General features: G+C 56.2%; 17 protein-coding genes and 1 tRNA gene. 10 read left to right on the top strand and 8 right to left on the bottom strand.

Annotation, left to right across the window (positions count from 1 at the left end; all coding sequences use genetic code 11):
- Window positions 1–2 precede the first annotated feature (2 nt).
- From rsfS to J8E65_RS10350, 3 genes are read left to right on the top strand one after another with little or no spacing between them, the layout of a single operon-like run.
- On the top strand, window positions 3–449 hold the full coding sequence (gene rsfS / locus J8E65_RS10360; protein WP_210375673.1) for a ribosome silencing factor: 447 nt from the start codon (window positions 3–5) through the stop codon (window positions 447–449).
- A gap of 7 nt (window positions 450–456) precedes the next feature.
- Window positions 457–957 (top strand): hypothetical protein, encoded by a 501-nt coding sequence (locus J8E65_RS10355; RefSeq protein ID WP_279308412.1) that lies wholly within the window; start codon window positions 457–459, stop codon window positions 955–957.
- Between the two features lie 50 nt (window positions 958–1,007).
- On the top strand, window positions 1,008–1,388 hold the full coding sequence (locus J8E65_RS10350; RefSeq protein WP_210375672.1) for a DUF423 domain-containing protein: 381 nt from the start codon (window positions 1,008–1,010) through the stop codon (window positions 1,386–1,388).
- Here J8E65_RS10350 and J8E65_RS10345 read toward each other — a convergent pair.
- The 5 genes from J8E65_RS10345 to tsaB all read right to left on the bottom strand — a co-directional run bounded on the left by J8E65_RS10345 (window position 1,381) and on the right by tsaB (window position 11,976).
- Entirely contained in the window at window positions 1,381–1,734 is a 354-nt protein-coding gene (locus J8E65_RS10345) for a hypothetical protein (RefSeq protein WP_210375671.1), read from the bottom strand. The two genes, J8E65_RS10350 and J8E65_RS10345, sit on opposite strands and share 8 nt — an antisense overlap.
- 32 nt (window positions 1,735–1,766) lie before the next feature.
- Window positions 1,767–2,534: a lipoyl(octanoyl) transferase LipB gene (gene lipB / locus J8E65_RS10340; protein ID WP_210375670.1), complete on the bottom strand. Its 768-nt coding sequence runs from the start codon at window positions 2,532–2,534 to the stop codon at window positions 1,767–1,769.
- 54 nt (window positions 2,535–2,588) lie between these two features.
- Window positions 2,589–10,211, bottom strand: coding sequence for a T9SS outer membrane translocon Sov/SprA (sov, locus tag J8E65_RS10335; protein ID WP_210375669.1), 7,623 nt, complete (start codon window positions 10,209–10,211; stop codon window positions 2,589–2,591).
- Between the two features lie 136 nt (window positions 10,212–10,347).
- Window positions 10,348–11,232, bottom strand: coding sequence for an acetyl-CoA carboxylase, carboxyltransferase subunit beta (accD, locus tag J8E65_RS10330; protein ID WP_210375668.1), 885 nt, complete (start codon window positions 11,230–11,232; stop codon window positions 10,348–10,350).
- Between the two features lie 18 nt (window positions 11,233–11,250).
- Window positions 11,251–11,976, bottom strand: coding sequence for a tRNA (adenosine(37)-N6)-threonylcarbamoyltransferase complex dimerization subunit type 1 TsaB (tsaB, locus tag J8E65_RS10325; protein ID WP_210375667.1), 726 nt, complete (start codon window positions 11,974–11,976; stop codon window positions 11,251–11,253).
- Between the two features lie 146 nt (window positions 11,977–12,122).
- Between tsaB and J8E65_RS10320 the strand changes: the two genes are divergently transcribed.
- Window positions 12,123–14,243, top strand: coding sequence for an elongation factor G (locus J8E65_RS10320; RefSeq protein ID WP_210375666.1), 2,121 nt, complete (start codon window positions 12,123–12,125; stop codon window positions 14,241–14,243).
- A gap of 45 nt (window positions 14,244–14,288) precedes the next feature.
- Here the strand turns inward: J8E65_RS10320 and J8E65_RS10315 are convergent.
- Window positions 14,289–14,362, bottom strand: a tRNA-Met gene (locus J8E65_RS10315).
- 125 nt (window positions 14,363–14,487) lie between these two features.
- Between J8E65_RS10315 and holB the strand changes: the two genes are divergently transcribed.
- The 6 genes from holB to J8E65_RS10285 all read left to right on the top strand — a co-directional run bounded on the left by holB (window position 14,488) and on the right by J8E65_RS10285 (window position 20,883).
- Window positions 14,488–15,663, top strand: a complete 1,176-nt coding sequence (gene holB / locus J8E65_RS10310) for a DNA polymerase III subunit delta' (protein WP_210375665.1) — start codon at window positions 14,488–14,490, stop codon at window positions 15,661–15,663.
- 64 nt (window positions 15,664–15,727) lie between these two features.
- A complete protein-coding gene (locus tag J8E65_RS10305) occupies window positions 15,728–16,663 on the top strand; it encodes a PSP1 domain-containing protein (RefSeq protein ID WP_210375664.1) in 936 nt (311 codons plus the stop codon).
- A 1-nt stretch (window position 16,664) separates the two neighbouring features.
- On the top strand, window positions 16,665–17,438 hold the full coding sequence (locus tag J8E65_RS10300; RefSeq protein ID WP_210375663.1) for a tetratricopeptide repeat protein: 774 nt from the start codon (window positions 16,665–16,667) through the stop codon (window positions 17,436–17,438).
- Between the two features lie 59 nt (window positions 17,439–17,497).
- Entirely contained in the window at window positions 17,498–18,361 is an 864-nt protein-coding gene (locus J8E65_RS10295) for a vWA domain-containing protein (RefSeq protein WP_210375662.1), read from the top strand.
- A gap of 6 nt (window positions 18,362–18,367) precedes the next feature.
- Window positions 18,368–19,060: a protein phosphatase 2C domain-containing protein gene (locus J8E65_RS10290; RefSeq protein WP_210375661.1), complete on the top strand. Its 693-nt coding sequence runs from the start codon at window positions 18,368–18,370 to the stop codon at window positions 19,058–19,060.
- 17 nt (window positions 19,061–19,077) lie between these two features.
- The gene (locus tag J8E65_RS10285; RefSeq protein ID WP_210375660.1) at window positions 19,078–20,883 is read left to right on the top strand and encodes a protein kinase family protein; all 1,806 of its coding nucleotides are present in this window, start codon (window positions 19,078–19,080) and stop codon (window positions 20,881–20,883) included.
- On the opposite strand, the gene J8E65_RS10280 is transcribed toward J8E65_RS10285, so the two are convergent.
- Both J8E65_RS10280 and J8E65_RS10275 read right to left on the bottom strand, forming a co-directional pair.
- On the bottom strand, window positions 20,880–21,311 hold the full coding sequence (locus J8E65_RS10280; RefSeq protein ID WP_210375659.1) for a co-chaperone GroES: 432 nt from the start codon (window positions 21,309–21,311) through the stop codon (window positions 20,880–20,882). The genes J8E65_RS10285 and J8E65_RS10280 overlap by 4 nt on opposite strands.
- Window positions 21,312–21,374: 63 nt before the next feature.
- Window positions 21,375–23,168, bottom strand: a complete 1,794-nt coding sequence (locus J8E65_RS10275; protein WP_210375658.1) for a sodium:solute symporter family protein — start codon at window positions 23,166–23,168, stop codon at window positions 21,375–21,377.
- Between the last annotated feature and the right edge of the window lie 132 nt (window positions 23,169–23,300).

The raw sequence follows: 23,300 nt of genomic DNA, 5'->3' as shown, positions 1-23,300 counted from the left end.
CTATGCGACAAGTAATGGCAAAAACACGTGCGCGACGCCGGACATTGCTTCCAGCTCACGTATTGGCGCAGCATGCCGTGGACGCAGCTTTAGATAAAAAAGCCCGCGACCTGGTGGTGATGGACATGCGTCAGGTTAGCGGCGTGGCCGATTTCTTTGTGTTGTGCACCGGTGAATCGGACCTACAAATTCGGGCAATTGCCGATGCGGTGGAAGAGCGCATTGCTCAGCAATGCCAAGAGCGGCCATGGCATATCGAGGGACGGGACCATTTGCAGTGGGTGCTGCTTGACTATGTCAACATGGTCGTGCACATTTTTACTCCAGAAAAACGAGCGTTTTACAACCTAGAACGACTCTGGGGTGATGCCCCTCAGGAATCAGTCCCGGAAACTGGATCGGGGGCTACCGTGCGTCTGCTTCAGGCGGTGGCCGCTCAGATGGGCTGAGCCAGGTGTGCGCTGGGTACCTAGCTTGTTTTTAATCATTACGTTGATGGGGAGTTGTGCCTCTGCACCTCGGCTTGTCTCTCCCGATGATCGCTTTGGACATCGCTACGTAGGCCACGCCCCGGATGAACGTCTGACCTTAGACTTAACGCCTCCTAAAGTAGACCAGCAATACCTGCGCTATCTTGTCCCTATCGATACCGTGCATGTACGCATAGCCCCACTCGACGACCAGCCTACCGGAGAGCAGAAGGTAGAGCTTTTGATTAAAGGCAGTCTTCCAGAGGCTTGTGCTGCGCTGGATACCGTAGCGCAAGAGCGGGCTGGAAACCTGCTGCGTGTGCAGCTCTGGATGCACCGCCCAGCCAGAAAACGCTGCCGCCCTGTGCGACAACCGTTTCGGTTTTACCTGCCACTAGAGGGCAGCTGGAAGCCAGGGAGTTACACCCTGAAGCTTAACGATCGCATCTTTCCATTTGAAATTCGATATCCGGCCGCACCCCGCTAGGGCTTTGTGTTGTTCTTTTGTGAGGAGCAACTTGGTTAGCGGTTACGTGTATGGCTCGGTGTTTTCTCGTTTTGGGTGCTCTAACAGCGGGTATGGCTGTAGCCTTAGGCGCATTTGCGGCCCATGGGTTGGCGCCGCACGTTACGCCGGAACGGTTGCAGACGTTTGAGACTGGCGTGCGCTACCAGATGTACCATGCCCTGGCACTTTTGATGACAGGCTGGATGCTTTTCTCCCGACCCTCAATAAGGCTCAAATACGCTGGATGGGCTTTCGTCGGAGGCATTGGGCTATTTTCCGGAAGCCTCTACGTCCTGGTACTGGCCAACGCACCCCACTGGGGCGCGGTTGCTCCCTTGGGAGGAACGCTCTGGATTATAGGTTGGGGACTGCTAGCCTGGGAACTGTGGAAAGGTGTGCTGCCTAACTGACCTCGTCTTCTTCAAAAAGGAGTGTGATGCTCGGCAGCAAGTTATGCTCACGTGCTAAGGCTAGCAGTGCTTCGGCCGCTGCTTCGGGCGTATCGTAGGCTGCATACTCACGTGAATCTACCGCCAAAGCATACCCAACCTCTTCGTCGATTTCGCCTTTTTCCCAGTCGGTAGCCTCTTCGATGCTGAAGGTACCTTCTTCAGGAACGTAGGAAGCGATAAACCGCTCTTTGCCCTCGCGTGGATCGATCAGGCTCAGGTTGCCCAGGGCGCCGTATTCTTCGTCATAGAAAAGAGCCTCAGCAATGAGGCGGCGCGTAAACTGGTCGAGGTCGAAAGCGGCCATACCCAATAATGGCAGATTCTAAAAAAGGATGCTCACTTAACCGAAGCAGGGGAAACGGGTTCCCGTGGGTTTAGATAAGCGTTGAGAAAATGGAACGCTGCATCCCCGTCATACAAAGTCAGCTCGGCGTTGAAGCAGTTGGCAAAGTGATGCAATAGGCGCGCTTGCACAGCAGCTTCATCGACGGGGTGACCCAGCTCAGCTGCTAAGGAAGTAACGCCTCGGTCTGCGATGCCGCAGGGGATAATGAACGAAAAATAGCGCAAATCGGTATTGAGATTGAAGGCAAAGCCATGCATGGTTACCCAGCGGCTGCAGCGAATGCCCATGGCGCAGATTTTACGCTCTGGCCCTCGGCTGTCGGGACCGATCCACACACCAGTGCGTCCGGCAATGCGCGTAGCGCGTAAACCATAGTCTGCACAAGTGCGGATGATGGTTTCTTCAAGCTCACGCAGATAGCGATGAATGTCGGTAAAGAAGCGGTCGAGGTCTAAGATCGGATAGCCGACCAGCTGACCAGGGCCGTGAAATGTGATATCTCCCCCGCGATCGATATGGAAAAACTCGGCTCCGCGGGCCCGTAGGGCTTCTTCGGAGAGAAGCAAGTGCTCCAACCGACCGTTTTTACCGAGCGTATACACCGGGGGATGTTCTACCAGCAAAAAAACATGAGGAAGGGGCTCGGGCGGCTCGCGACGTTTAGCGGCTACCAGCCGGGCTTGCAGGCGCTTTTGCAACGCCCAGGCTGGCCCATACGCCATACGCCCCAGCCGACAAACAACGACAGCTTCAGCCATGGTGCACCTTAGCTTTGTGCAAGATTTTACGCCACAGGTTCTCCAGCGTGCCCTTTAGTTGGAGATGCTCACGCGCACGTTAAAGCCACCTTGCATGGTGGTCGAAGAGGGAACGCGGCTGTCGGCGCTTTCGAAGCGTTCGTAACGGAGCTGAAAGGCGGCCGATACGCGGTTACTGAACTGATAGGAGATCTGGGGTGCAATGGTTGTACGTGTCCAGGACGTTAACCGTGGGGCAAAGTCGGGACTGAGGGCATTGTGGGGGTCGAAGGCTTCGGGATTGTCAGCTGCTGCCTGTAGGGCGCGAAACAGCGAGTAGCGACGCTCATCGGTCGTAGCCCGTGAAAGGCTTAGGCTTATCCCAACGCGGTTTTGGAGGCGTTTGATTGGTAAAAACGGGATGCGTAGACCTTGAACCTGGTAGTTCAGGTTCAGCGTGAGCTCTCCGGTTTTGCTGGCGTTAATTTCGTTGTTGGTCGAGAGCGAATAGCTGCGGCTTTGAGACCAGGAGAGGTTGGTCTGAAGCCGATTTTTCCAGGTAATGTCTAAGCCTAGGAGGGGTTGGTAGCGCTCGTTAATGCGCACGGCGCTGACTTCATAACGCGAGAAGCGATAGCGAATGCGGCGATTGCCTAAGCTAAACGTGCCAAAGGCAACGCTGGGATCGTCGGAGAGGGCGTTTAGGTTGGTGCGATAGTCACTACTGTAGTCGGCACTGTAGCCGTGGCGCAGCGTGACGCCTTGGGCCAGGCTGCGGAACAAGGGCCAGTTAGACAGCCCTGTATAGTTGATCTGCCAGCTTGGTAGGGGGATAGGGGTGTGCGTGCCAAGCCGACCCAAGCTGTGCGTGAAGGCGCTTCGGAAGTCGGCGACTACAGTGGCATTGGTCAGCGCCACGCGCCCGTCCCCGTTTTCGTCGCCAAAGAGGGCAGGATTAGAAGCTTGGGCTAAATCTTTTCGATAGGTATCCAGCTGGCGACGGAAAAGGTCGAGGTAAGAAGCGCCAAAGGCCCAAACTGAAGCGCGGCTGCTTCCTCTATTGCTCATGGTGGTGTCTACAAGACCGTTGGGGTTGGGACGGTAGGAATAGTCCGTGCGCGTGTTCCAATTAACGTTCCAGTTGAGCGTCACCTGAAGCGTTGGACTCAGCCGCAGCGAGGTCGAAGCCCGAAGTTCATAGTCGTTCGATAACTGGTCGGCCACCTGGAGACTAGGGTCGAGTACGCGATTGGATAAATCGATGCGGCGGTCTAGGCCAAAGCGATAACCGACCGAAGGTCCACGCCCGTGCAAGGCATCCCAAAGGCTATAGGCGACGCGTACGCTGTCGATAGGCCCTCGGCCCACGTTGCTTGAAGCGCTGCTCCAGTTGGCGCGACCAGAAAGCTGCAGGTTTTCGATGCCAGTCACAGCCAAAAAGAGCCGGCGGAGCAGGACAATGGGGTTGGGTGGACGAATCAGCGGCCGAGGTTTGTCTTCGTCTTGTTGCGTCTGAGGCTGACGGCGGCGCTGTTCGGCTTGACGCTCTTGCTCTTCCAGCTTGCGGTAGAAAGCAAACTTGCGCCAGAGCTCCCGGGGTTGTAGTGTAAGACCGCTGCTCAGCGACGCCTGGTTAGAAACGCTGGCTCCTGTGTTACGCTGAATGGAGCCGTTTTGCCAGGCAAACTGTGCTGTGTAGCTCACGTCTTGCAAGCGCAGCCAGTTTAGGCGACGGCCTAAGTCGGGGCGCAAATTTGCGGTGAACCGTTGCTGGTAGCGATCGGTGCGCAAACCTTCGGCACCTTCAAGTGTGCGCCGCAAGACGCGGTGGAAGGGAACCGGCTGGAGACGGTATTGCTCGAAAGCCCGCACGCCTGCATCTTCCGGTGCGATTAAGCCGCGAGCAATCGCCTCTTCCATACGCAGGCCGCGATAAACCGTGTCGCGCGTGACCACCTGATAGACGGTGTCAACGCTCAGCGCATTGAGGCTCTGCTGCGTGTTGGTGTCGAAGCTGAGGTTGAAGAACGTGAAGGGGTTGTACTGTAGGCTGAAATTTCGGCTGTGTGCCAGGCTATGCTGCTCCCGAATAGGGCTGATGACCAGATCTGGCAACGTAGGATTGCGCTGGCCAGGCAGCACAGGTCCACGATCTTGGTTGGCGGAAAAGTTGCGGTTGGCGCTGCCCGACCAAGAAAGGCTTTGGGGAAGGTAATTAAACTGCAGCCCAGCCAGCAGGCCTACCAAAGGCACGTCGTCTAAGAAAGCGAAAGGACGTACTGTGCGGGGACGACGGACGTTAAGCCGGTAGCTTAAAGAAGTCGTCCAGCGCCAGGACGTATTAAAGCGCTGCGTTGGACTGCGTCCTTCGGTTGCCGCAAAGGCATAGCTGAAATTGAGCCCATCAACCAACGTGCGCATGAGCCAAGACTTAGAGCCCTGTTTTTGGACCCGGAAGCTGTAGGAGCGCGTCATGTTGTGCGTCTGTACGCGCTCGAGCACCTCTTGGCGGGCCTGGGCCTGCTCACTGCGGGAGCGCGTGCTGTCGAGACTGATCTGGTTTAGCACTTCCTGGAGGCGCACGTCGCCCCGTGCCGGATCGAAGCGAGGTGTGGTGGTGCTGGACTGAAGCTGCAGCGAGAACGGGATAGACCAACCGTAGCGGCGCGGCAGCAGCCGGTCTAGGTTAATGTCGGTGGCAATACTCCAGCTCTGTTGATTGTTTTGCTCACGTTCCCCTAAAGTGCTGGAGAGCGCACCGAAGCCGTCGGTTTGCATGCGGAAGTTCGCCCGCACGCGGCCAAGGTCGGCCAGCTTAAGGTTGAGGTTAGCCAAACCCGCATAGCCATTTTTTTCGTCGTATCCCGAAACACGCAGCTCGTTGAGCCACACAACGACTTCTTCGAGACGATCGCGCGGATCGGCACTGTTTTCAGCAGCCGGATTGCGCACGCCGATGATGATCATCGTGATGCGACTGAGCGATGGATTGCCTTTGACCGCCAGTCGGCTGCCGGGTGGGGCAAAAGCATCGGCATCGGGGACGCCTGGCGCCGTAGGCTGACCGTTGATTTTGTTCCAGAAAACGCTGTCGGCCGGGAAGCCTGCTGCATCACGGGCGATTTTAAGTTCGTTGAAGGCCCCCAGCAGGATATTGACCGAGTTGAGGTCAATCACCCGGTCGCCCCATCGTTGAAAGGTCTGCCATAGCTCATCGCTGCTGCCCGAGGTAACGGAGCTGGGCATCAGGGGCTGTTCGTATTCGTAGTAGTCGTTATTGGCGTTGGCACCCAGGCGCACAAAAAGCCGTACTTTCTGGCGAGCGCCTTCAGGGTCTTGTTGCGCCAGAGCTTCTAGGGGAGTGCCATCGGCTAAAGTGCCGTGCAGGTGGACGAACATGCGCAGGTTGGAATACTTGAGTAAATCCAGCCCTTGGGTAAACGTTTTGTAGATGCCGCGCTGGTGGCCGGGATAAAGGTTTTCGACGCGAAGGACAAGGGCTTGCTCGCGGGCGTTGCGGACAACGCCTGTGGTAGTGCGCACTTGGCTGATAATGGCTCCGCTGGGCGTACGGTAAATATCTGGATTTTTTTCGTTGCTGACGCTGGAGATGCTCACCCGGGTGTTGGTAAACAGCGTATCCGAAGGTGTGCGCTCTTCAACAGCCACTTCTTCAGCTTTACGCCACTGGCTGCCTACCAGCTCAAAGGTAGCAAAACGCAACGTGATCGGAACACGGTGGCCCGTCGTCCACACCCGAATGGTCTGAATGAGCGAAAAATCCTGGATATTGCCCACTTTACGTGTGTAATTGCGGACAGGGATGCGGACCTGGTACCAGGTCTCCCCCCGGCTATTGGTAATGGCACCAACCACGTAGTCGTCTTCACGCCCGGGTTGGGCTAACGAATCGAGCGCTGCTTTGCTGAGCGGAATTTCATACTGAAAGTAGCTGTTTTCGGTATCCAGGGAGCCGTTAAAATTCAGGTCTTCGGTATCGGGAATGCGGGAATTGCCCCGCCGAATGCCGCCGCGAGCGAGTTGGTTCTGGGTTTCATAGGCATTGAGTTCCAGGCCAGGAAAATAAAACGCAAACCGCTGCTGTAGGGGAACCCCATTCGGGTAAAGCTCGGAAGGGAAAAGTTCAGGGTCATTGAAAAAGGCATCGTTATCAAAGGGCTGGTAGTCGTCTCCCGAAGGGTCGCGCAATGCCCGCGCTACTTCTGCGCGGTAGCGCAGGTCCCCATGGTTGGGATCAAGGCTTTCCAAAAACTTTCGGAAGTGAAACTGTTCGGTATACACTTCAGGATAAGCCGAAGGGTCGTAGGAGGCTAAGCCATCGAGGCCTAGGTCTTCGGTGCGGCGTGTGCTGAGGTCTAAGTCAACCGAGTTGTTCTGAATGCCTGTAGGATAGCGGCTCCACTGGTCCCCTCGAAAGCCACTGCTTGGATCGGTCATCGAGAGCCCGTCTTCGGCGTTGAGCTTGCCGTTAGGAATCACGTCCTCAGAGATCGCACCTAGGTCAATGTAGAGTTTAGCCTCTGAGCCCGCATCCCGCTCAGGATTTTCGGGGAAAGGACGGAAAATAAATTCCACAAACTCGATATTCCTTAAGTTGAAATCGGTGTAGCCTTGAGGGATTGGCTGCATCATGCCGCCCCACACTTCTTCCGGATGAGCCAGAAAGTCTTCGAGGTCGGTGCTATAGTTGTAAGGCCCGCGCATGTACGGGTTGAAATAGATATCGAGCGTTGGTAGCGTTTGGGTCAGCTCGCCGCGAACGTCTCGGTTGGGGAAGACGTCGGTGATGAGTACGGGGCGGACAGCTTCGGGGTCATACACTGGAGCGCGGCGGGCTAAGTCGGACACCAGGATCTCGCTAAGTTGATACCAGGCGAAAACGCCGCGCCAGGTAGTGCGGAGCGAATCGTAAAGCGTACCTACAAAGCCAGCGGGATAGCGAGCGGTCGAATCGGGGGGAGAGGCCAAGCGCCAGCTGCCAGGTTGTTTGAGCGAGAAGGTATTTTCAAAGCCTTCAAAATCGTCGATATAGGAAATGCCGCGCAGCTCATCGATGTTAAAGTCCCGATGCGCGTTGCGCAGCTCACGGCGCGTGCGCTCAAAAGCCAGCGTCTGGCCATGGCCAGGCCGAAGTTGAGCAAATTCGCCTGAGAAGGACAGTTCGCTAGGCTCTCGGGTTTGCAGGAGCGGCAGGGCGTCGAGTGCGCGGGTAAGCCACTCAGACTGGGCGGTAAACGAACCATCAATGCCCCAGATCAGGTTGGCAATGGGCTCTTCTCCCAGGCGAAATTTGTCGACGGGCGATTTCTGACTCAACCGCATCATCGTAGCCCCCAAGGCCAGCTTTTCTCCCAGCGTGTAATCGGCCCGCATGCCCAAGAGCGTTTTCTTTTGCAGGTTGAAAAGCGCGTTTTGCTCGTAGGTGATTTGAATTTCACGGCCAGGAGTGAGATAGGCTGGATTGGTGATGCGCACAGTGCCGCCTTGGTAATCGACCACGAAGTCTACCCCTTCCTGAAGGGGTGTACCCCCTGAAGTAACACGGACAGAACCCTGGACCAGCCCAGCATAGGCACGTAAGTCGTAGAAATCCTGCACGGCGCTTTTGTAGGAACCCTCAATCGTGTACACGTTGTGTTGCGTGTTGCGCCGGGCATTTTCTTTTTTCTGCACGTAGAGGTCCTGAAAGACGTATTGGTTGCGCAGTGCGGCTTTTTGATCGTTGGGCAAGCTGGTCTGCTCGATGAGTTGGGCTAAGCGTTTGCCGAAGGGTTCTAGAAATGGAAAAATGAGCAGGCCGTTGCCAGGATTGATCGTAAAGTTCACCAGAAAATCGAACCGGTTGTCTGGGATAGGAGCTTGGTCTTGGTTGAGTCGGTCAAGTCCTAAGAGTTGCAACAAGGTGCGCTGCGCGCCTAGCTCAGACAGATATTTTTGGGCTGTTTTCCCAGGTGGCCGGTAAAAAATATCCAGTTCAAAGTTTTCGGGATTGATGCTGCGTCCGGGTAGGCGGTAGATGTTGCGCAGTTCAAGGTACCAGACTGCTGGATTGTAGCCTGTCGCTGGAGCAGGTTGGCGAAGCTGACCGGGACGGAGCAGCTTCAGGACTAGGCGGTTTTCATCTTGTCCTCCACTGGCCCCCCCGGTTTCCGAAGAAAAATCCCCCACCTGGTAGATGCGTCCACCGGCTCGGTAGCGAAATGCAACGGCTAGTGCTTCGTTTTCTTGCAGTCTTTGGTTAAGGGAAAGGTAACCCAGCACCTCGTCAAACGTGTAGTCCCTGCCGGGTTCGAGTCGTTTAAATCGGCCGGTTTGAAAGTCATCTTCGGTGAGACCCCGTTGCTCTTTCAAGTAAGCTGCGGCATTGGCCTGCCCATTACGCAAAAAGGCATCGACCTCACCTCCAGGGGTATCATCATAGCGGTCGTTACGGTTATCCGGTAGCGCTCCGACATCTGCCCGGGTGTAGCCGTCGGCTAAGGTAAGGAGCTCGGCTGGTTCGCCCAAGTCGACAATAGCTACAACCTGGCGGACGTTTTCATCATCGCGAACAGGATAGACGAGCTTCCAGACTTCAATTTCGGTAATGCGTTCAAAGCCGTTGGCGATGCGGATGTTAGGGGGATCGGCTAGGGCATCTTCCCAGCGGTTGCGGAAGTAGTAGGCCAGGAAAAAGTGCGTCCCCTCGTCGTAGTCGGTCGGTTGCAGAGTAAAGGTGGTGGTTTGTGAACCGCCGCTAATGCTTAGGGCGTTCGCTTGACCTTCCTCTTGGCTGGCAACGGTAGTGAGCCGTAGGCCGCCGAGCTGAAATTGTGCTTTGATCCCAAACAGGCTTTGCCCCCCACGGATAAGCTGGGAGGGGGTTTGGAGCATCACGTTTCCAGCTTCAATGCGCTGAATGATTTCATCTTCATAGCCGGTGTACTCTAGCTTGAGCTGATTTTGGTAGTCGAACTGGTTGTTGGTGTCCCAGTTGACGTTAACGCGGAGTTTGTCGCCAATGGTGCCCGTAATCCCTAGGCGCAGATCTTGTTTGAAGTCTGGATCGATCTGGGCCGAGCGGCCAAAGAAGGCGACCTGTTGGTCGCTTTTTCGGTAATTGAAACCAGCATTGATGTCGGCTTGGCCGTTAACGCGCAGGTCGACTTCAGGTCGCCCAAAAATCGTAGTAAAGGCGCTTTGCCGGCCACCTGGGATAGCAATGCTAAGGCCTAGGCCGCTGCGGCGTTGTTGACTGGCTTGGCGTTGCCGTTGCGTTTGGACCGTTTGCCAGTTTTGGCGCAAGGCTTGGTGCAGACGTAGCTTTCGGTAGCTTTTTAGGTCGAGCGTTACAGGTATGCGCACGTCGGTGCGGCCTAGACGCTCGTAGATATGGTAGACCAGGTGGGTTGAATCTAGTACAACCGCACGCTGCCACGTTCCAGGAACGAGCGTAGTAAGTGAACGGCTGCGGGGATGCAGGCGGGCATAGGGGAGGTCGCGTTGTCGGTGGGGCAAAAGCCGATCGGCCCGTGGTGTAGGCAGCGTATCGGCGCCTGTGGTGTCTTGCCGCAGGCTATCTGGAGGCCAGAGAAAAAGCAGGGCACCATTAGGCGCCGGCCTGCCCAATCCTACCAGGCAAAGCCCTCCGATGAGCAGAACCCCACCCCATGTAGCAGCACGCAGCACGGTACGCATCGAACGCTTGGCAAAACAAACTACACGCCAGCCTTTTTGCCTTTGGTGAGGCAGCAAGGCTATAAAAACCGGTCTCCAATACACCTCGTAGCGATTGCTGCGATATGCGTCCGATGCGCTTGGTTCAGAAGCTAAGCTACGACGTAGAGGTGTCCTTCGGCAAGGGCAAGCCTGCAGGCTCGCACAGCAAGTCGAGCAGATGTATCAAATAGCGCCGCAACTGACGCCGGTCAACCACATCGTCAATAAAGCCATGCTCTCGCAGAAATTCAGCGCTTTGAAAGCCAGGCGGTAGGTCCTGCCCGATGGTTTGCCGAATGACACGTGGTCCCGCAAAGCCGATCAGCGCTCCAGGCTCAGCTAGGTTAATATCGCCCAACATGGCAAATGAAGCCGTTACACCTCCGGTTGTCGGGTTGCTCATCAATGAGATGTAGGGCACGCGGGCTTCATCCAATCGGGTGAGCAAGGCAGCGGTCTTGGCCATCTGCATCAGGCTTAGAATGCCTTCCATCATGCGCGCTCCCCCGCTTTGCGAGATGATTAGTAGCGGGATGCGTTCGGTGTAAGCCGTCTGAATAGCGCGGGCCACAATCTCTCCTACAACCGATCCCATCGAGCCGCCGATAAAGCGAAAGTCAAGCGCCGCAGCCGATACGGCGTATCCCCCGATGGTACCGGTTGCCCGCTGAGCAGCTTCGTTAAGCCCAGTCTGCTTTCGGGCTTCTTCAATCCGAACCGTGTACGGCTTGCGGTCTACAAAGCCTAGCGGGTCGGCCGACGTTAAGTGTTGATCGTGTAGTACAAACCGCCCTTCGTCGAACAGCAGGCGGAAGTACTCTAAGCTGGTCATCGGGAAGTGATAGCCGCACTTGGGACAAACCTTTGCGTGGTCATCCAGCGCTCTCCGATGCAGGATGTGGCCACACGTGGGGCATTTGGCCCACTGGCCTTCGGGAAAGTCGTTCTGCTCATCGCGTGCGGTAAGAATGCCTTGGGTTTTGCGTTTAAACCAGGCCATACTTCAGCTTTATGTTCGTTAGGAGGTTAGGGATGCCTGCGGCGTAGCGCGGTTTACGACAAAATCCTTCAGGTACAAGGGTTCAAACGACGCTACGTCTGCAATCTGTCCTTGCTGGTAGCGCCTCCATCCTAAGCGGCCCACCCAAAAGGCGCGCATCAAGTGCGTATGAGGGTCCAGCAAGCGGAGCCCCGGTTGCTTCGGTAGGTAGGGAGCTACGCGTGTTGTACCTTCGCCGACCAGGTGTAGTCGGCCGTTAAGGCCTAATGCCTCAAGCCAGCTGGCCAGCTCTGCGGCCTCATAGGCCACAGCTTTGGCCAGAGGGTGCAATGTGTTTTCTGGGCCAATCCGATAGGCTGCAGCATACACTTCGCTACGCCGAGAGTTCAGCAGCGGAATAATGACATCTTCGGGCTCAGCATACGGCATAACCGAGGCAGCCAAGGCCTCAAGCGTGGGTACGCCTATAAGCGCTGCGTTTGTGGCTTCGCAAAGCCCTTTTGCCGTACTGACACCTACGCGGAGCCCGGTGTACGATCCTGGACCCATCGACACCGCCACAGCCTGCAGCTCAGCTGCTTGAACGCCGCTATGTTCGAGTGCGGTAGCAATCAAAGGAGCCAGTCTTTCGGCGTGGATCCGCCCTTGCTGTAGCGTAGCCTCAAAGTACAAGCTGTCACCGTTGAGCAGCGCCACGCTGCACACCTCCGTGGCTGTTTCTAGCGCTAAAAGCAGCGATTTCATTTCCGTGAGGCTTGACTATTTAGGCTACGCGCGTATCTTAAACAAGCCACTCCCAGAGCGGTTCTTTGGGGGCAGCAAGCCGGACAACGTGCTTGCCTGGGCTAGCCGGAAGCGCTTTGTCCGCCTAAAAACTTAGGAGGTAGCCTATGAAAGTCTATGAGGCCAAGCATATCCGAAACGTCGCTTTGGTAGGCCATCAAGGTAGTGGCAAAACCATGCTGGCCGAAGCTATGCTTTTTACAGCCGGTGTGCTGTCGCGCATGGGTTCGATTGAAGAAGGCAACACGGCCAGTGATTATCATCCCAGTGAAAAAGAGCGCGGCATGTCGGTGTTTACCTCCCTGCTGCATGTGCCTTGGCAGGAGCATAAAATCAATGTGCTCGACACACCCGGCTATCTGGATTTTGCAGGTGAAGTACTGGCGGCACTGCGCGTGGCCGACCTGGCTATTTACGTGATGAATGCCGTCGAAGGGGTGCAAGTAGGTACTGAGTTGGCTTGGACCTACGGCTTGCAGCGCAGCATCCCTTCGATGTTTGTGCTGAACCATATCGATCATGCGGAATCCGATTTTCGGACACTTGTGGCGCAGATTAAAGAGCGCTTTGGCCGAGGAGCAACGGTGCTGCAGATTCCGGCTGGCACGGGCTCAAGGGCCATTATCGATGTACTGCTCATGAAACAGCTAATTTACCCCAAAGGCGGGCCTCCAGTCGAAACCGAAATTGATCCGGCTTTCCGTGAAGAAGCCGAAGCCCTACATATGGCGCTTATTGAAGACATTGCAGAAAACGATGAAAGGTTAATGGAGCTGTACTTTGAAAAAGGTACGCTCACCGAAGATGAGATGCGGCTAGGGTTGCGGACGGCCGTGCTGCACCGGCAGCTCTTTCCGATTTTTGTGACCAGTGCTACAGAGCAGATTGGAATCCCTCGACTGCTGAGCTTCTTGGTGAATGTGGCACCTTCACCTGCCGACATGCCACCTGCGCCCTTAGAAAATGGGGGTACTTTGAAGGCGGATCCTTCAGGGCCGCCGGTAGCTTTTGTCTTTCGCACCATGGCGGAGCCGCATGTGGGCGACTTTTCCTACCTTCGGGTCTACTCGGGCACGCTGGAGCAGGGCATGGACCTAGAAAATGCCCAGACAGGTGCACTAGAACGCCTGGCTACGCTCTACGTCATGAACGGTCACCATCGCGAAGGGGTCCCCCGAATGGTGGCTGGCGACTTGGGCGCTACGGTCAAGCTGCGTGACACGCACACCAACAACACGCTACGGCCCAAAGGAACTGCGTTTGTGCTCCCGAAAATTCATTTTCCAGAGCCGCGCTACGCCGTGGCCGTACGTCCCTTGCGTGAAGGCGATGAAGACAAGATGATGCAAGGAATGCACCAACTTGTGGAAGAGGATCCTTCGCTGCAGATCATCCAAGATCCGCTCTTGCGACAAATCGTGCTGGCGGGACAAGGGGAGATGCACTTGGAAATTGCCCGCTTTCGGCTTAAAAATCGCTTTGGAGTCGAAATCGAGTTTGTTAAGCCCAAAGTGGCCTATCGAGAGACCATTCAGACCAGTGCGCGCACGGCTTACCGCCATAAAAAACAAACCGGTGGCGCCGGGCAGTTTGCCGACATCTCGGTGCACGTTGAGCCGCTTACAGAGCCTTTTGTGCCGCCTTCGGATATCACGGTGCGTGGCGAGGTAACAGCCGAAACGCCCTGGGGGGCACGGGTGCATTTTGTTGATGCCATTGTAGGTGGCGTGATCGACATGAAACGCTTTTTTGGAGCTATCCAAAAAGGCGTCTTAGAAGCAATGCAAAACGGCCCGATTGCAGGCTATCCGGTAGGCGACGTGCGTGTGATTATTTACCACGGCGGTATGCACCCGGTCGATTCCAACGAGGCCGCCTTTCGCACGGCTGCCCGAATGGCTTTTCGCGAGGCTTTCAAAAAAGCACAACCCGTACTCCTAGAACCCATCGATGAGGTCGAAGTGATGGTGCCCGAAGCTTTTACTGGGGACGTAATGGGGGACCTCAACACGCGTCGGGCACGCATTCAAGGCATTGAGACCGAAGGCGTCTTCCAAAAAATCAGAGCTTTGGTCCCAGAGGCCGAGCTGTACCGCTATGCCACAACACTGCGCTCCCTAACCCAAGGACGAGGGATCCATCGGGCGCGCTTTAGTCACTACGAGCCTATGCCTCGTCACGTGCAGGATAAGGTGGTGGCCGAGGCGGAAGCCATGCAAGAAGCCTAACCCTCAATCAAAAAGCGCCTCAGCACGGTCTGAGGCGCTTTTTTGTGGCGCGGGAGGGAGTCGAACCCTCGACCTCCGGGTTATGAATCCGACGCTCTAACCGACTGAGCTACCGCGCCACTAAAGCAACAGAAAATTACAGGCACTTTCCCAGGGTTTGCAAGGACCACTGGCCAAATGCTGCGTGCTGGCACTTTGTTTCCGCCATGCCCGTTAATAGCGTGCAAAACCTACAAAAGTGCTCATGGCTTGGGAGCAGATTCTGGGACAAGCACGTGTAGTTGAAGCGCTGCGCCGGGCATTGGAAAGCCATCGCATCGCCCATGCTTACCTATTTTACGGTCCTTATGGAACAGGAAAGCGGGCGGTAGCCCTAAAGTTGGCGCAGGCGCTGGAATGTGAGCAAAACGGTAGTGCCCCCTGTGGCCAATGCGTTAGCTGCACCAAGGTGCAGCGCTTGATTCACCCCGACGTGCAGGTGCTGCTGCCCTATCCTAGCGATGCTGATCCGGAGGATCTGCACGAACGTTTGGCCCGCTTGGCCGTTGAGCCCTATGCTACGGTAGACTACATGCGCCGGCCTGTACTCGACGATCCTACCAAGACGCCTAGCAAACAGGCTTTCTACACTGTGGCCCGTATTAACGAAGCATTGCGGCGCACTATGGGGTTCAAGCCGCTTGAAGGGCGCTACAAAGTAGCCATTTTGGTCGACGCCGATCGCATGCGCGTTGAGGCCGCAAATGCCTTTTTGAAATTACTCGAGGAGCCGACACCCCAAACGGTTTTTGTGCTCACTACAGAACGGCCGGAGCTGCTGCTGCCAACGATTCGTTCCCGCTGCCAAGCCTTACGTTTTGATCCTTTGCCCGCCGACGTGATTGCCCAAGCGTTGGTTTTGCACCAGGGGGTGCCCGAGCAGCAGGCACAGGTGCTGGCCCGCATGGCCGATGGCTCCTACAGCCGTGCGCTGGATCTGCTGGCCAACGAAGTGCTTCAGGCCGATCGTCAACAGGCCCTGGATTTCTTCCGGCAAGCTTATCGTTTTCACAGTGAAGCGCTGATCGAACAGCTCGAGGCACTAGCTGAACTGGGCAGGGAACGGCTCAAAGGCCTTTTGCGGCTTATGCTAAGCTGGGTACGTGACTTGGTCTTTTATCGCACACTTGGGGAAAACGCACCGCTAATCAACATTGATCAACGCGAAGCCATTGCGCGCTTTTGTCAAAACTTACCTCAAGCCGATTTAGAAGGTATGGTGCGTCTTCTTGAGGAAGCCATAGTGCTCATTGAGCGCAATGTCCAACCGCTGCTGGTGCTTAGCGTCTTAGCCGCTGGCCTCCAAGAGGCCATGCGTGGAAAAGCCCCAGAGCGGCTTCTCATGGCGCTGGATGACCCTTGGGTGCTCGGATTGGCCTAGGCCGGAACTTTGTGCCTATGGCCGATCTTTCAACAAAGCTGTTTCGTCTGAGCTGGATTATCCTATGGCCTGCAGCAGCGGATGCACTTCACGCGGTTGTGGCGGAGATTGCCCGTCGCTACACGTATTCGACTGGCTAGGCCATCTCTACGGCCCACAGCCTACCTACGACATTGTGGAAGTACGCTTTAAAGGTAGGCGTAAAGGGCTCTACCGGAATGCCGATCGACTAGAACTGCAAGCAGGGGACTATGTGATCGTGGAAGCCGATCGCGGCTTGCACTTTGGCATCGTGCACCTGACCGGCGAGCTGGTTCGGCTTCGCGTGCGTGCACAGGGACTGGATGAGGAAGCTGAATTTCCCCGTATCGTTCGCCTGGCTACACTGGAAGACATTGAACGCTGGGAGGCCAATAAACAGCAGGAAATTGAGGCCTTCTATGTGGCCCGCGAGGCGATAGAACGCCTTGAGCTGCCCATGAAGCTCGTTGATGCCGAATGGCAGTTTGATCATAAAAAGATCACCTTTTACTTCACCGCCGATCACCGGGTTGATTTTCGACAGCTGGTGCGCGATCTAGCACGAACGTTTCGCACCCGCGTAGAGCTGCGTCAAATCGGCGCCCGCGACGAAGCAGCCCGCGTCGGGGGTATTGGCTCTTGCGGTCGTGAGCTCTGCTGCGCTACCTGGCTGCATACGTTTAAACCAGTAGCCACCCAGGCAGCTAAAGTGCAAAACCTCCCCTTGAACCCTTCGCGTTTAAGCGGCCAATGTGGCCGGCTGAAGTGCTGCCTTAACTACGAGCTCGAACAGTACATGGAAGCGCTGCGGGATTATCCTCCTGTAGATACCCCGGTGGAAACAGAACGTGGACGCGGCACTGTCCAAAAACTGGATATTTTCAAACGCCGCGTTTGGATTCAATACGAAGATGGGACCTGGGAAGACCTGTCGCTGGAGGAGGTGCAGCCTTATCTCCGACCGCCAATGCAGGCGTAACGTGAACGCAGCAGCCCTAGGCCAGCTGCTCGTTGGACTGGCCGTTGCGATCGTGAGCGCTGTAGCCTCGTTAGGTCAATCTGCCTCTTCCTCGATTAGGCTGTACCAAGCCGATAGCTTGTGGCAGGCTGGGGCATTTGCCAAAGCCCTTGAAGTGGTGGAAGCTGGGCTGCAGTATGAGCATGATCGCGCTGAGTGGCTCTGGCGCCGATCCCGTCTGCGCGTTGAGCAGGGCCTTCGAGCTTCAGAGAAAGCGCAACAGCGCCAATGGTACCAAGCTGCCCTGGCTGATGCACAAGCAGCGATTGCGCTTGACTCGCTCAACAGCCGTGCCTATGTGGCTGCGGCAATTGCTGCCGGTCGGCTGGCTTTGGTTTCCCATCCCCAGGCCAAAGTCGAGCACGCTCGCCAAATCAAAGCCTATATCGATCGCGCTCTGTTCCTGGACCCCCAAAACGACATTGCATACCACCTGCGTGGCCGCTGGTATTACGAGGTGGCTACACTGAGTGCCCTGGAACGTGCAATCGTTAAAGTGGTCTATGGAGGGCTACCGCGGGCTTCGCTAGAGCAGGCGGCTGCAGACTTTCGGCAAGCACTGACACTCAAACCACGCGTGGTACACTATCTAGAGCTGGGACGTACGCTGCTCCGCTTGAAGCAGCCTGAAGCAGCACGGCGCGCGCTAGAGCGCGCGCTTGCCTTGTCTCCTAGCGAGCCGAACGATTCCCTCTACCAAGCTGAGGCCCAAGCGCTTTTGCGCCGCCTCCGCTGAACCCCTTCTACCCCCGCTTCGTTCTATCCCTGCCTTAAACGAGCATCCTACAACCTGCCATGGCCTATTCTGCAGAGATCAGCCGCAGCACGCCGGCTGCGATCTTGTTTTTGCTGGATCAATCGGCTTCGATGCAAGAACCCTTTGGGGGCGCTGAGCAGCGAGGCGATGCTGCACCAAGCAAGGCACGCGTACTAGCGGATGTGGTCAATCGGCTACTTCAAAACCTGATCCTGCGCTGCGCCAAAGAAGACGGCGTGCGCGACTATTTCTACGTAGGGGTGGTGGGCTATGGCGAACGCGTGCAGCCGCTCATTCGACCCGCGGAAGACTATCGGATCGTCGGTGACTGGGTGCCTCTCAGCCATCTGGCTGAGCGCCCCCTCCGCTTAGAGGAACGATTAAAAAAAGTGCCCGATGGCCAAGGGGGGTGGACGGAGCGGCGCGTTAAGTTTCCTGTCTGGTTCGATCCTTACGCCAAAAACGGTACGCCCATGTGCCAAGCGCTTGACCTGGCTGCTCAAATGGTACGCACCTGGATCGACGTGCACCCCAGTAGCTTTCCGCCTATCGTGATCAACATCACCGATGGCGAAGCAACCGATGGCGATCCGTTGCGCTACGCACAGCAGCTGCGCAGCTTTGCCACCGACGATGGGGAGACGCTACTTTTTAACGTGCACCTTTCTTCTTCTGAAGAACCGCCCTTGATGCTCCCCGATAGCGTCGATGCCTTGCCGCGCGATACCTATGCCCTTCAGCTTTTCCAAATGTCCAGCACGCTGCCCTTTACCATGCGCGCTGCAGCTGAGCAAGAGGGCTACCGGGTGACCATGGACACGCGAGGATTCGTGTTTAATGCCGATCCGGTGGCCCTAGTGCATTTTCTGGAGATTGGTACGCGTCCCAGCACCTTGCGCTGAAGCGTTATGTTCCCTCTGGTTTGGACGTTCTGGATGCCGCGCACCGAAGCTGAAAGCTCGGCTTACGAAGATGCGTTTGCCGTGCGTCCAGGATGGCCTTTTGCCGCTGCGGTGTCGGATGGTGCAACCGAGACGGCATTTGCCGGAAGCTGGGCGCGTTATCTTGCGCAAAGCTTCTGTCAAGAGTTACCCTTGACGCTCGAGGATTTGAATACCTGTCTTCCTAAGTGGCGTGCTGGCTGGGAGAAAAACTTGCCCATTGCCCCACTTCCCTGGTACTTGGCGGCCAAGCTAGATGAAGGCGCGTGTGCAGCACTACTGGGCTTGGGGCTCCAAGCTAATGGTAACTGGCAGGCCGTAGCTGTTGGCGATGCGGTTTTGTTCCATTTGCGGCAAGAACAGTTGCTCCAAGCTTGGCCGCTAAGCCACCCCGATCAGTTTAGCCAGCGCCCAGCCCTGATTAGTAGTCAGGCAAACGTCGATGCAGCTGCAGTTGTCCTCAAAGGACGCTGGAGGCCAGGCGATGCGTTTATTTTAGCAACGGATGCTTTGGCTGCTTGGCTGCTGCGCTTTGATCCAACATTGCCGCTCAGGTTGACTTCGGTTGAATTGGCAGCCCAGTTGCGAACGGCTCGCCAGCATCGGACGCTGCGTAACGACGATGTGACAGCGGTAGTGATTTTTTGTCTAGAATCCTAGGAAGCGTGCAGGCTGTCATGCCGTGCTATCCTACCCCAAGCCAATATCGTGAGGCGGTACAATGGCCGCAGGCCGCCTTTTTAGACCCCGAGCTGCAGCAAGCCACGCCTGAAGTGGACGCGCTGGGACTACCTCGGGTCATAAGCGGTGCCTTTGCCACGGTTTTTGTGCTCCGTGCGCGTACCCAACGGTGGGCCGTGCGATGCTTCCATGCACCAGTAGCCGATCTAGAAGTCCGCTACCGAGCCCTAGCCCAGCAGCTCAAACACCACCCAACATTGCCCTTTGTCCCGTTTACGTTTCTGCCCGAAGGCATACAGCTAGAAGGACAGCGCTATCCCGTGCTTAAGATGGCGTGGGTAGAAGGCGTGCCGCTCAACCGGTTTGTCGCTGAGCACCTGGCTGAGCCCACAGTGCTTGAACAGCTTGCTCAGGCTTGGGTAGCGCTCCTTCAGCAGCTCGAAACAGCCGAAGTGGCGCATGGAGACCTGCAGCATGGAAATGTGCTGGTTAGCCTGGAAGCCGGGCAGCCTCGCTTAACGCTAATTGACTACGATGCTGTTTACGTACCAGCACTGCACAGGCGCAGAAGCCCCGAGCTAGGACACCGTAACTATCAGCATCCGGATCGGAGTGAAACAGATTACGGTCCCTGGATTGACCGTTTTCCTGCGTTGGTTATCTTTACAGCCCTTCAAGCGCTGCGCTATCGGCCTGATCTTTGGGAACGCTACGGCGGTGAAGAAGCGCTGTTGTTTCGGGCTCATGATTTTTATGCCCCAGATCGCTCACCCCTTTTTCAGGAGCTCCTAACGCTGGAACCTGTGCGACCTTTAGCCGCTGCACTCCGTCACGCATGCCACCTGGAACCCAGGCAAGTGCCTTCACTGCAGCAGGTGCAGCACGGGGCCCCTGTAGTTCGACTTTCACGTCAGCGAAAGCATCGGCCAAGCGCTACTACAGCCGCACGCGTTGGGGTTGAACGTGCGTTTTTACCAGCGCTTTTAGGTTGGAGTGCCTTGTCTGGAGCGGTTGGTTTTGGCATAAGACTATGGCTTGGTGTAAGCTTTTGGGGTGTTGGCGTGCTTGGGGGGTTGGGACTGGCAGCCTATCGCTACCAACGTAACGCCGTGGTGCGACGCCGGCGCCGCCTTCAACGCGAACAAGCCTTTTTTGTACGTCTGCTGAGCGATCTAGAACGCCAGCTTACCCGTCTTGACCAGGAGCGAAAGGCGTTTCTGGCCCAGCAACAGCAGCTGCAGCAAGCCCGCTTACGCGAGTTGCAAGAAGCAGCACTTCGGGATCGCTTGAAGTATCATTTTATTGACGAAGCAGCCAGCTTTGAAGGCCTTTCGCACAAGGTGGTCATTCGCCTCAAAGCAGCTGGTATTCGGAATGCCTATCAGGCTACGCCAGAGCGTGTGGCCAAAGCCCGCCAGCTGAGCGATGAAACGCGGGCACGGGTAAACCTGTGGCGTGCAGCCCTGGTAGCACGCTATCAAGAGGAATTGCCCGATCAGTTGTCGCCCGCCGAAGCGCTCCGTCTAGCGCACTACGTGCAGCACCGGTTAGCGCGCTTTGAGGAAGAAATGCAGCGCATTCGCGAAAAAATGCAGGCCCAACAAACCGAACTAGATCAACTGCGCAAGCGTTTGGCCGCATTGCCAAACGTGAGTTTCAGAAAATATCTGGCCTATCTACTGCGTTTGCGTTCGCTGCCACGTTTAGAAGGGGCTCCTGCGCCTACGCCAATGCCTGTAGGTCCAAATAACCGGCCACTACCTGCTGTTGAGGATACCCATCGCTGGTGGCAACAGCTTTAAGCATTGCCGAGCAGATCTTCCAGGTCATCTAAATCGTCCAGCTTTTCGAGCTTTTCCAGAAGGTCTTCCGCACTGGGGCGTACCAGGGCTAGAATAGCATTATGAGGGACGATGACGTAGTTGCGGTTTTCGTAAGTCAGCTCAATGGCATCTTTCTTGAGGAAGAAAGCATAGTCACCGGGCTGGGCTTGAAGTGGTAGGTAGCGAACCGCTTCCCGATTAGGGGCCCAGGGTTCGCTTTCAGAGTACTCAGGATTGGGCATCAGATAGCCCGGTCCTACTTTGATGACACGCCCCGTCCCTACGCGTTCGTGCTCTACTACCGTGGCAGGAAGGTATAGACCGGTTTTGGTCTGGCGCTCGCCTTCTTCAGGTTCAATTAGCACCCGGTCACCTACAATAATGAGCTCACCTCGAAAGGTATGCATAAATGCTACTTACCTGCTTTAAATCAGCAATAATACGCAAGCAAGCCTTAGGACGTTTCGGCCTCAAGCAGTGGGCAAGCGGCGCAGGCGGCGCCAAAGCAGCATGCCTGTGGCGCAGGCTAGCATAAGAAGGCTCAAGCCAAGTAGCTGAGATCCTAAGAGGACCTGGCCTATGCCGAACAAAATGCTGTAGACAAGCACCACGCCAGCCAGCCAGTCGAGGGCTAAGGTCTTTAGCATGGTTTCTGGCTGAATGTCGGGATGTCGAACAGCGACCGGCTTCCAACCCGGTCCTACAGGGCGTACCCGGCGATAAAAGGCATCGAGCGTTGCCGCATCGGTAGGGGGCGTAAACACGGTAGCGGTCACCCAAGCCAGCGTAGTATAGGCAACCACGGCAAATAGGTTCGTAGGAAAAGGATCCAGCAGTCCTGGAACGGGGATGCCTAAAAAGGCCAGTCCAGCCAGCACTAAAGGAACCAGTGTGGCGGTAAGTTCACTCCAGGCATTGATACGCCACCAGTACCAACGCAAAATCAACACTAGCCCTAGTCCCCCAGAGGCGGTAAGAATAAGGCTCCAGGCACCGCTGATCGACTGAAGTTGGCTGGTTACCAGTACGCTAATGACAGCCAGCACAAACGTTAGCACACGTGCTACACGCACGTAATGTTTTTCGTTGGCATTAGGCCGGACAAAACGCCGCCAAAAGTCGTTGACCAAGTACGATACGCCCCAGTTCAGCTGCGTCGAGACGGTACTCATGAAAGCTGCCAGAAACGCTGCAACCAGTAATCCCAGCAGGCCTGATGGCAATGTGTCGCGCATCACGAGCACGTAGGCATTCCGCGGATTTTCTCCTGGAAACAGCACCAGCGCCACCAGCGCCGTAAGGATCCAGGGCCAGGGACGTATGCAATAGTGTGCAATGTTGAACCAAAGGGCTGAAAACAACGCGTGGCGCTCGTCTTTAGCGCTCATCATCCGTTGTGCAATATAGCCACCGCCACCAGGTTCGGCACCGGGATACCAGCTTGCCCACCACTGCACGCCGATATAAGCCGCAAAGGCCGCAATCGAAAGTGCCAGAACGCCTACCCCTTGTACAGCTTCCCCTACGGTAGGAAGCATGTGAAACGTTGTTTCAGGAAGCCGGGCCTTAAGGCCAGCAATACCCCCCACCTCAGGCAAGTTCAGCGCAAAAATGGCCAGCAGCGTTGTGCCGCCCATAGCCAGCACAAATTGGAACACGTCGGTGACAGCGACCCCCCACAGCCCTGAAAGCAGCGAGTACCCGCCCACAAGAAGCACCAATAGGCCAACCAGCACAAGCGAAGCGCTCATCTCGATGCCCAGTACCACAAACGACGTGCGGCCAAAAAGCGTTAGTCCGGGGAATAAAATGTCAATGACCGTTTGCATGGCCAGCGACACCCACCCCAGAATGATCACATTCATGAACAGTCCAAAGTAAACGGCCTTGAGGCCACGTAGCCAAGCAGCTGCTTGGCCACTGTAGCGCAGTTCGACAAACTCCACATCGGTCAACACACCGCTTCGACGCCACAGGCGGGCAAAGAAAAACACCGTCAGCACACCCCCTAAAGCAAAGTTCCACCAAAGCCAATTTCCTGCAATGCCGTTGTAGGCTACCAGCTCTGATACCGCCAAAGGCGTGTCGGCTGCAAACGTAGTGGCTACCATGCTTGTGCCAGCCAGCCACCAAGGCATATTCCGACCTGAAAGGAAGAACTCTGCGGTATTCTGTCCAGCGCGGCGATAGTAGTACAGGGCAATCCCTATGGAAAACAAAAAGTAAGCGACAATGAGCGCGCCGTCGAGCCACGTGAGATGCATAGGCAAAAAGAAATCATTGATGATTGCCTGCCAAATCTACGGCAGCGTGCGCGGAAAAGGTAGCCGCAGGTGCGTTTTGGAAGCGGTATCCGCGCGCTTTAACGGCCAAACGTGGCGCCGATACTTGGGTAG

This window comes from Rhodothermus bifroesti (assembly GCF_017908595.1).
Classification (GTDB): Bacteria; Bacteroidota; Rhodothermia; order Rhodothermales; family Rhodothermaceae; genus Rhodothermus; species Rhodothermus bifroesti.
This window is presented reverse-complemented; position numbering and strand designations above follow the sequence as displayed.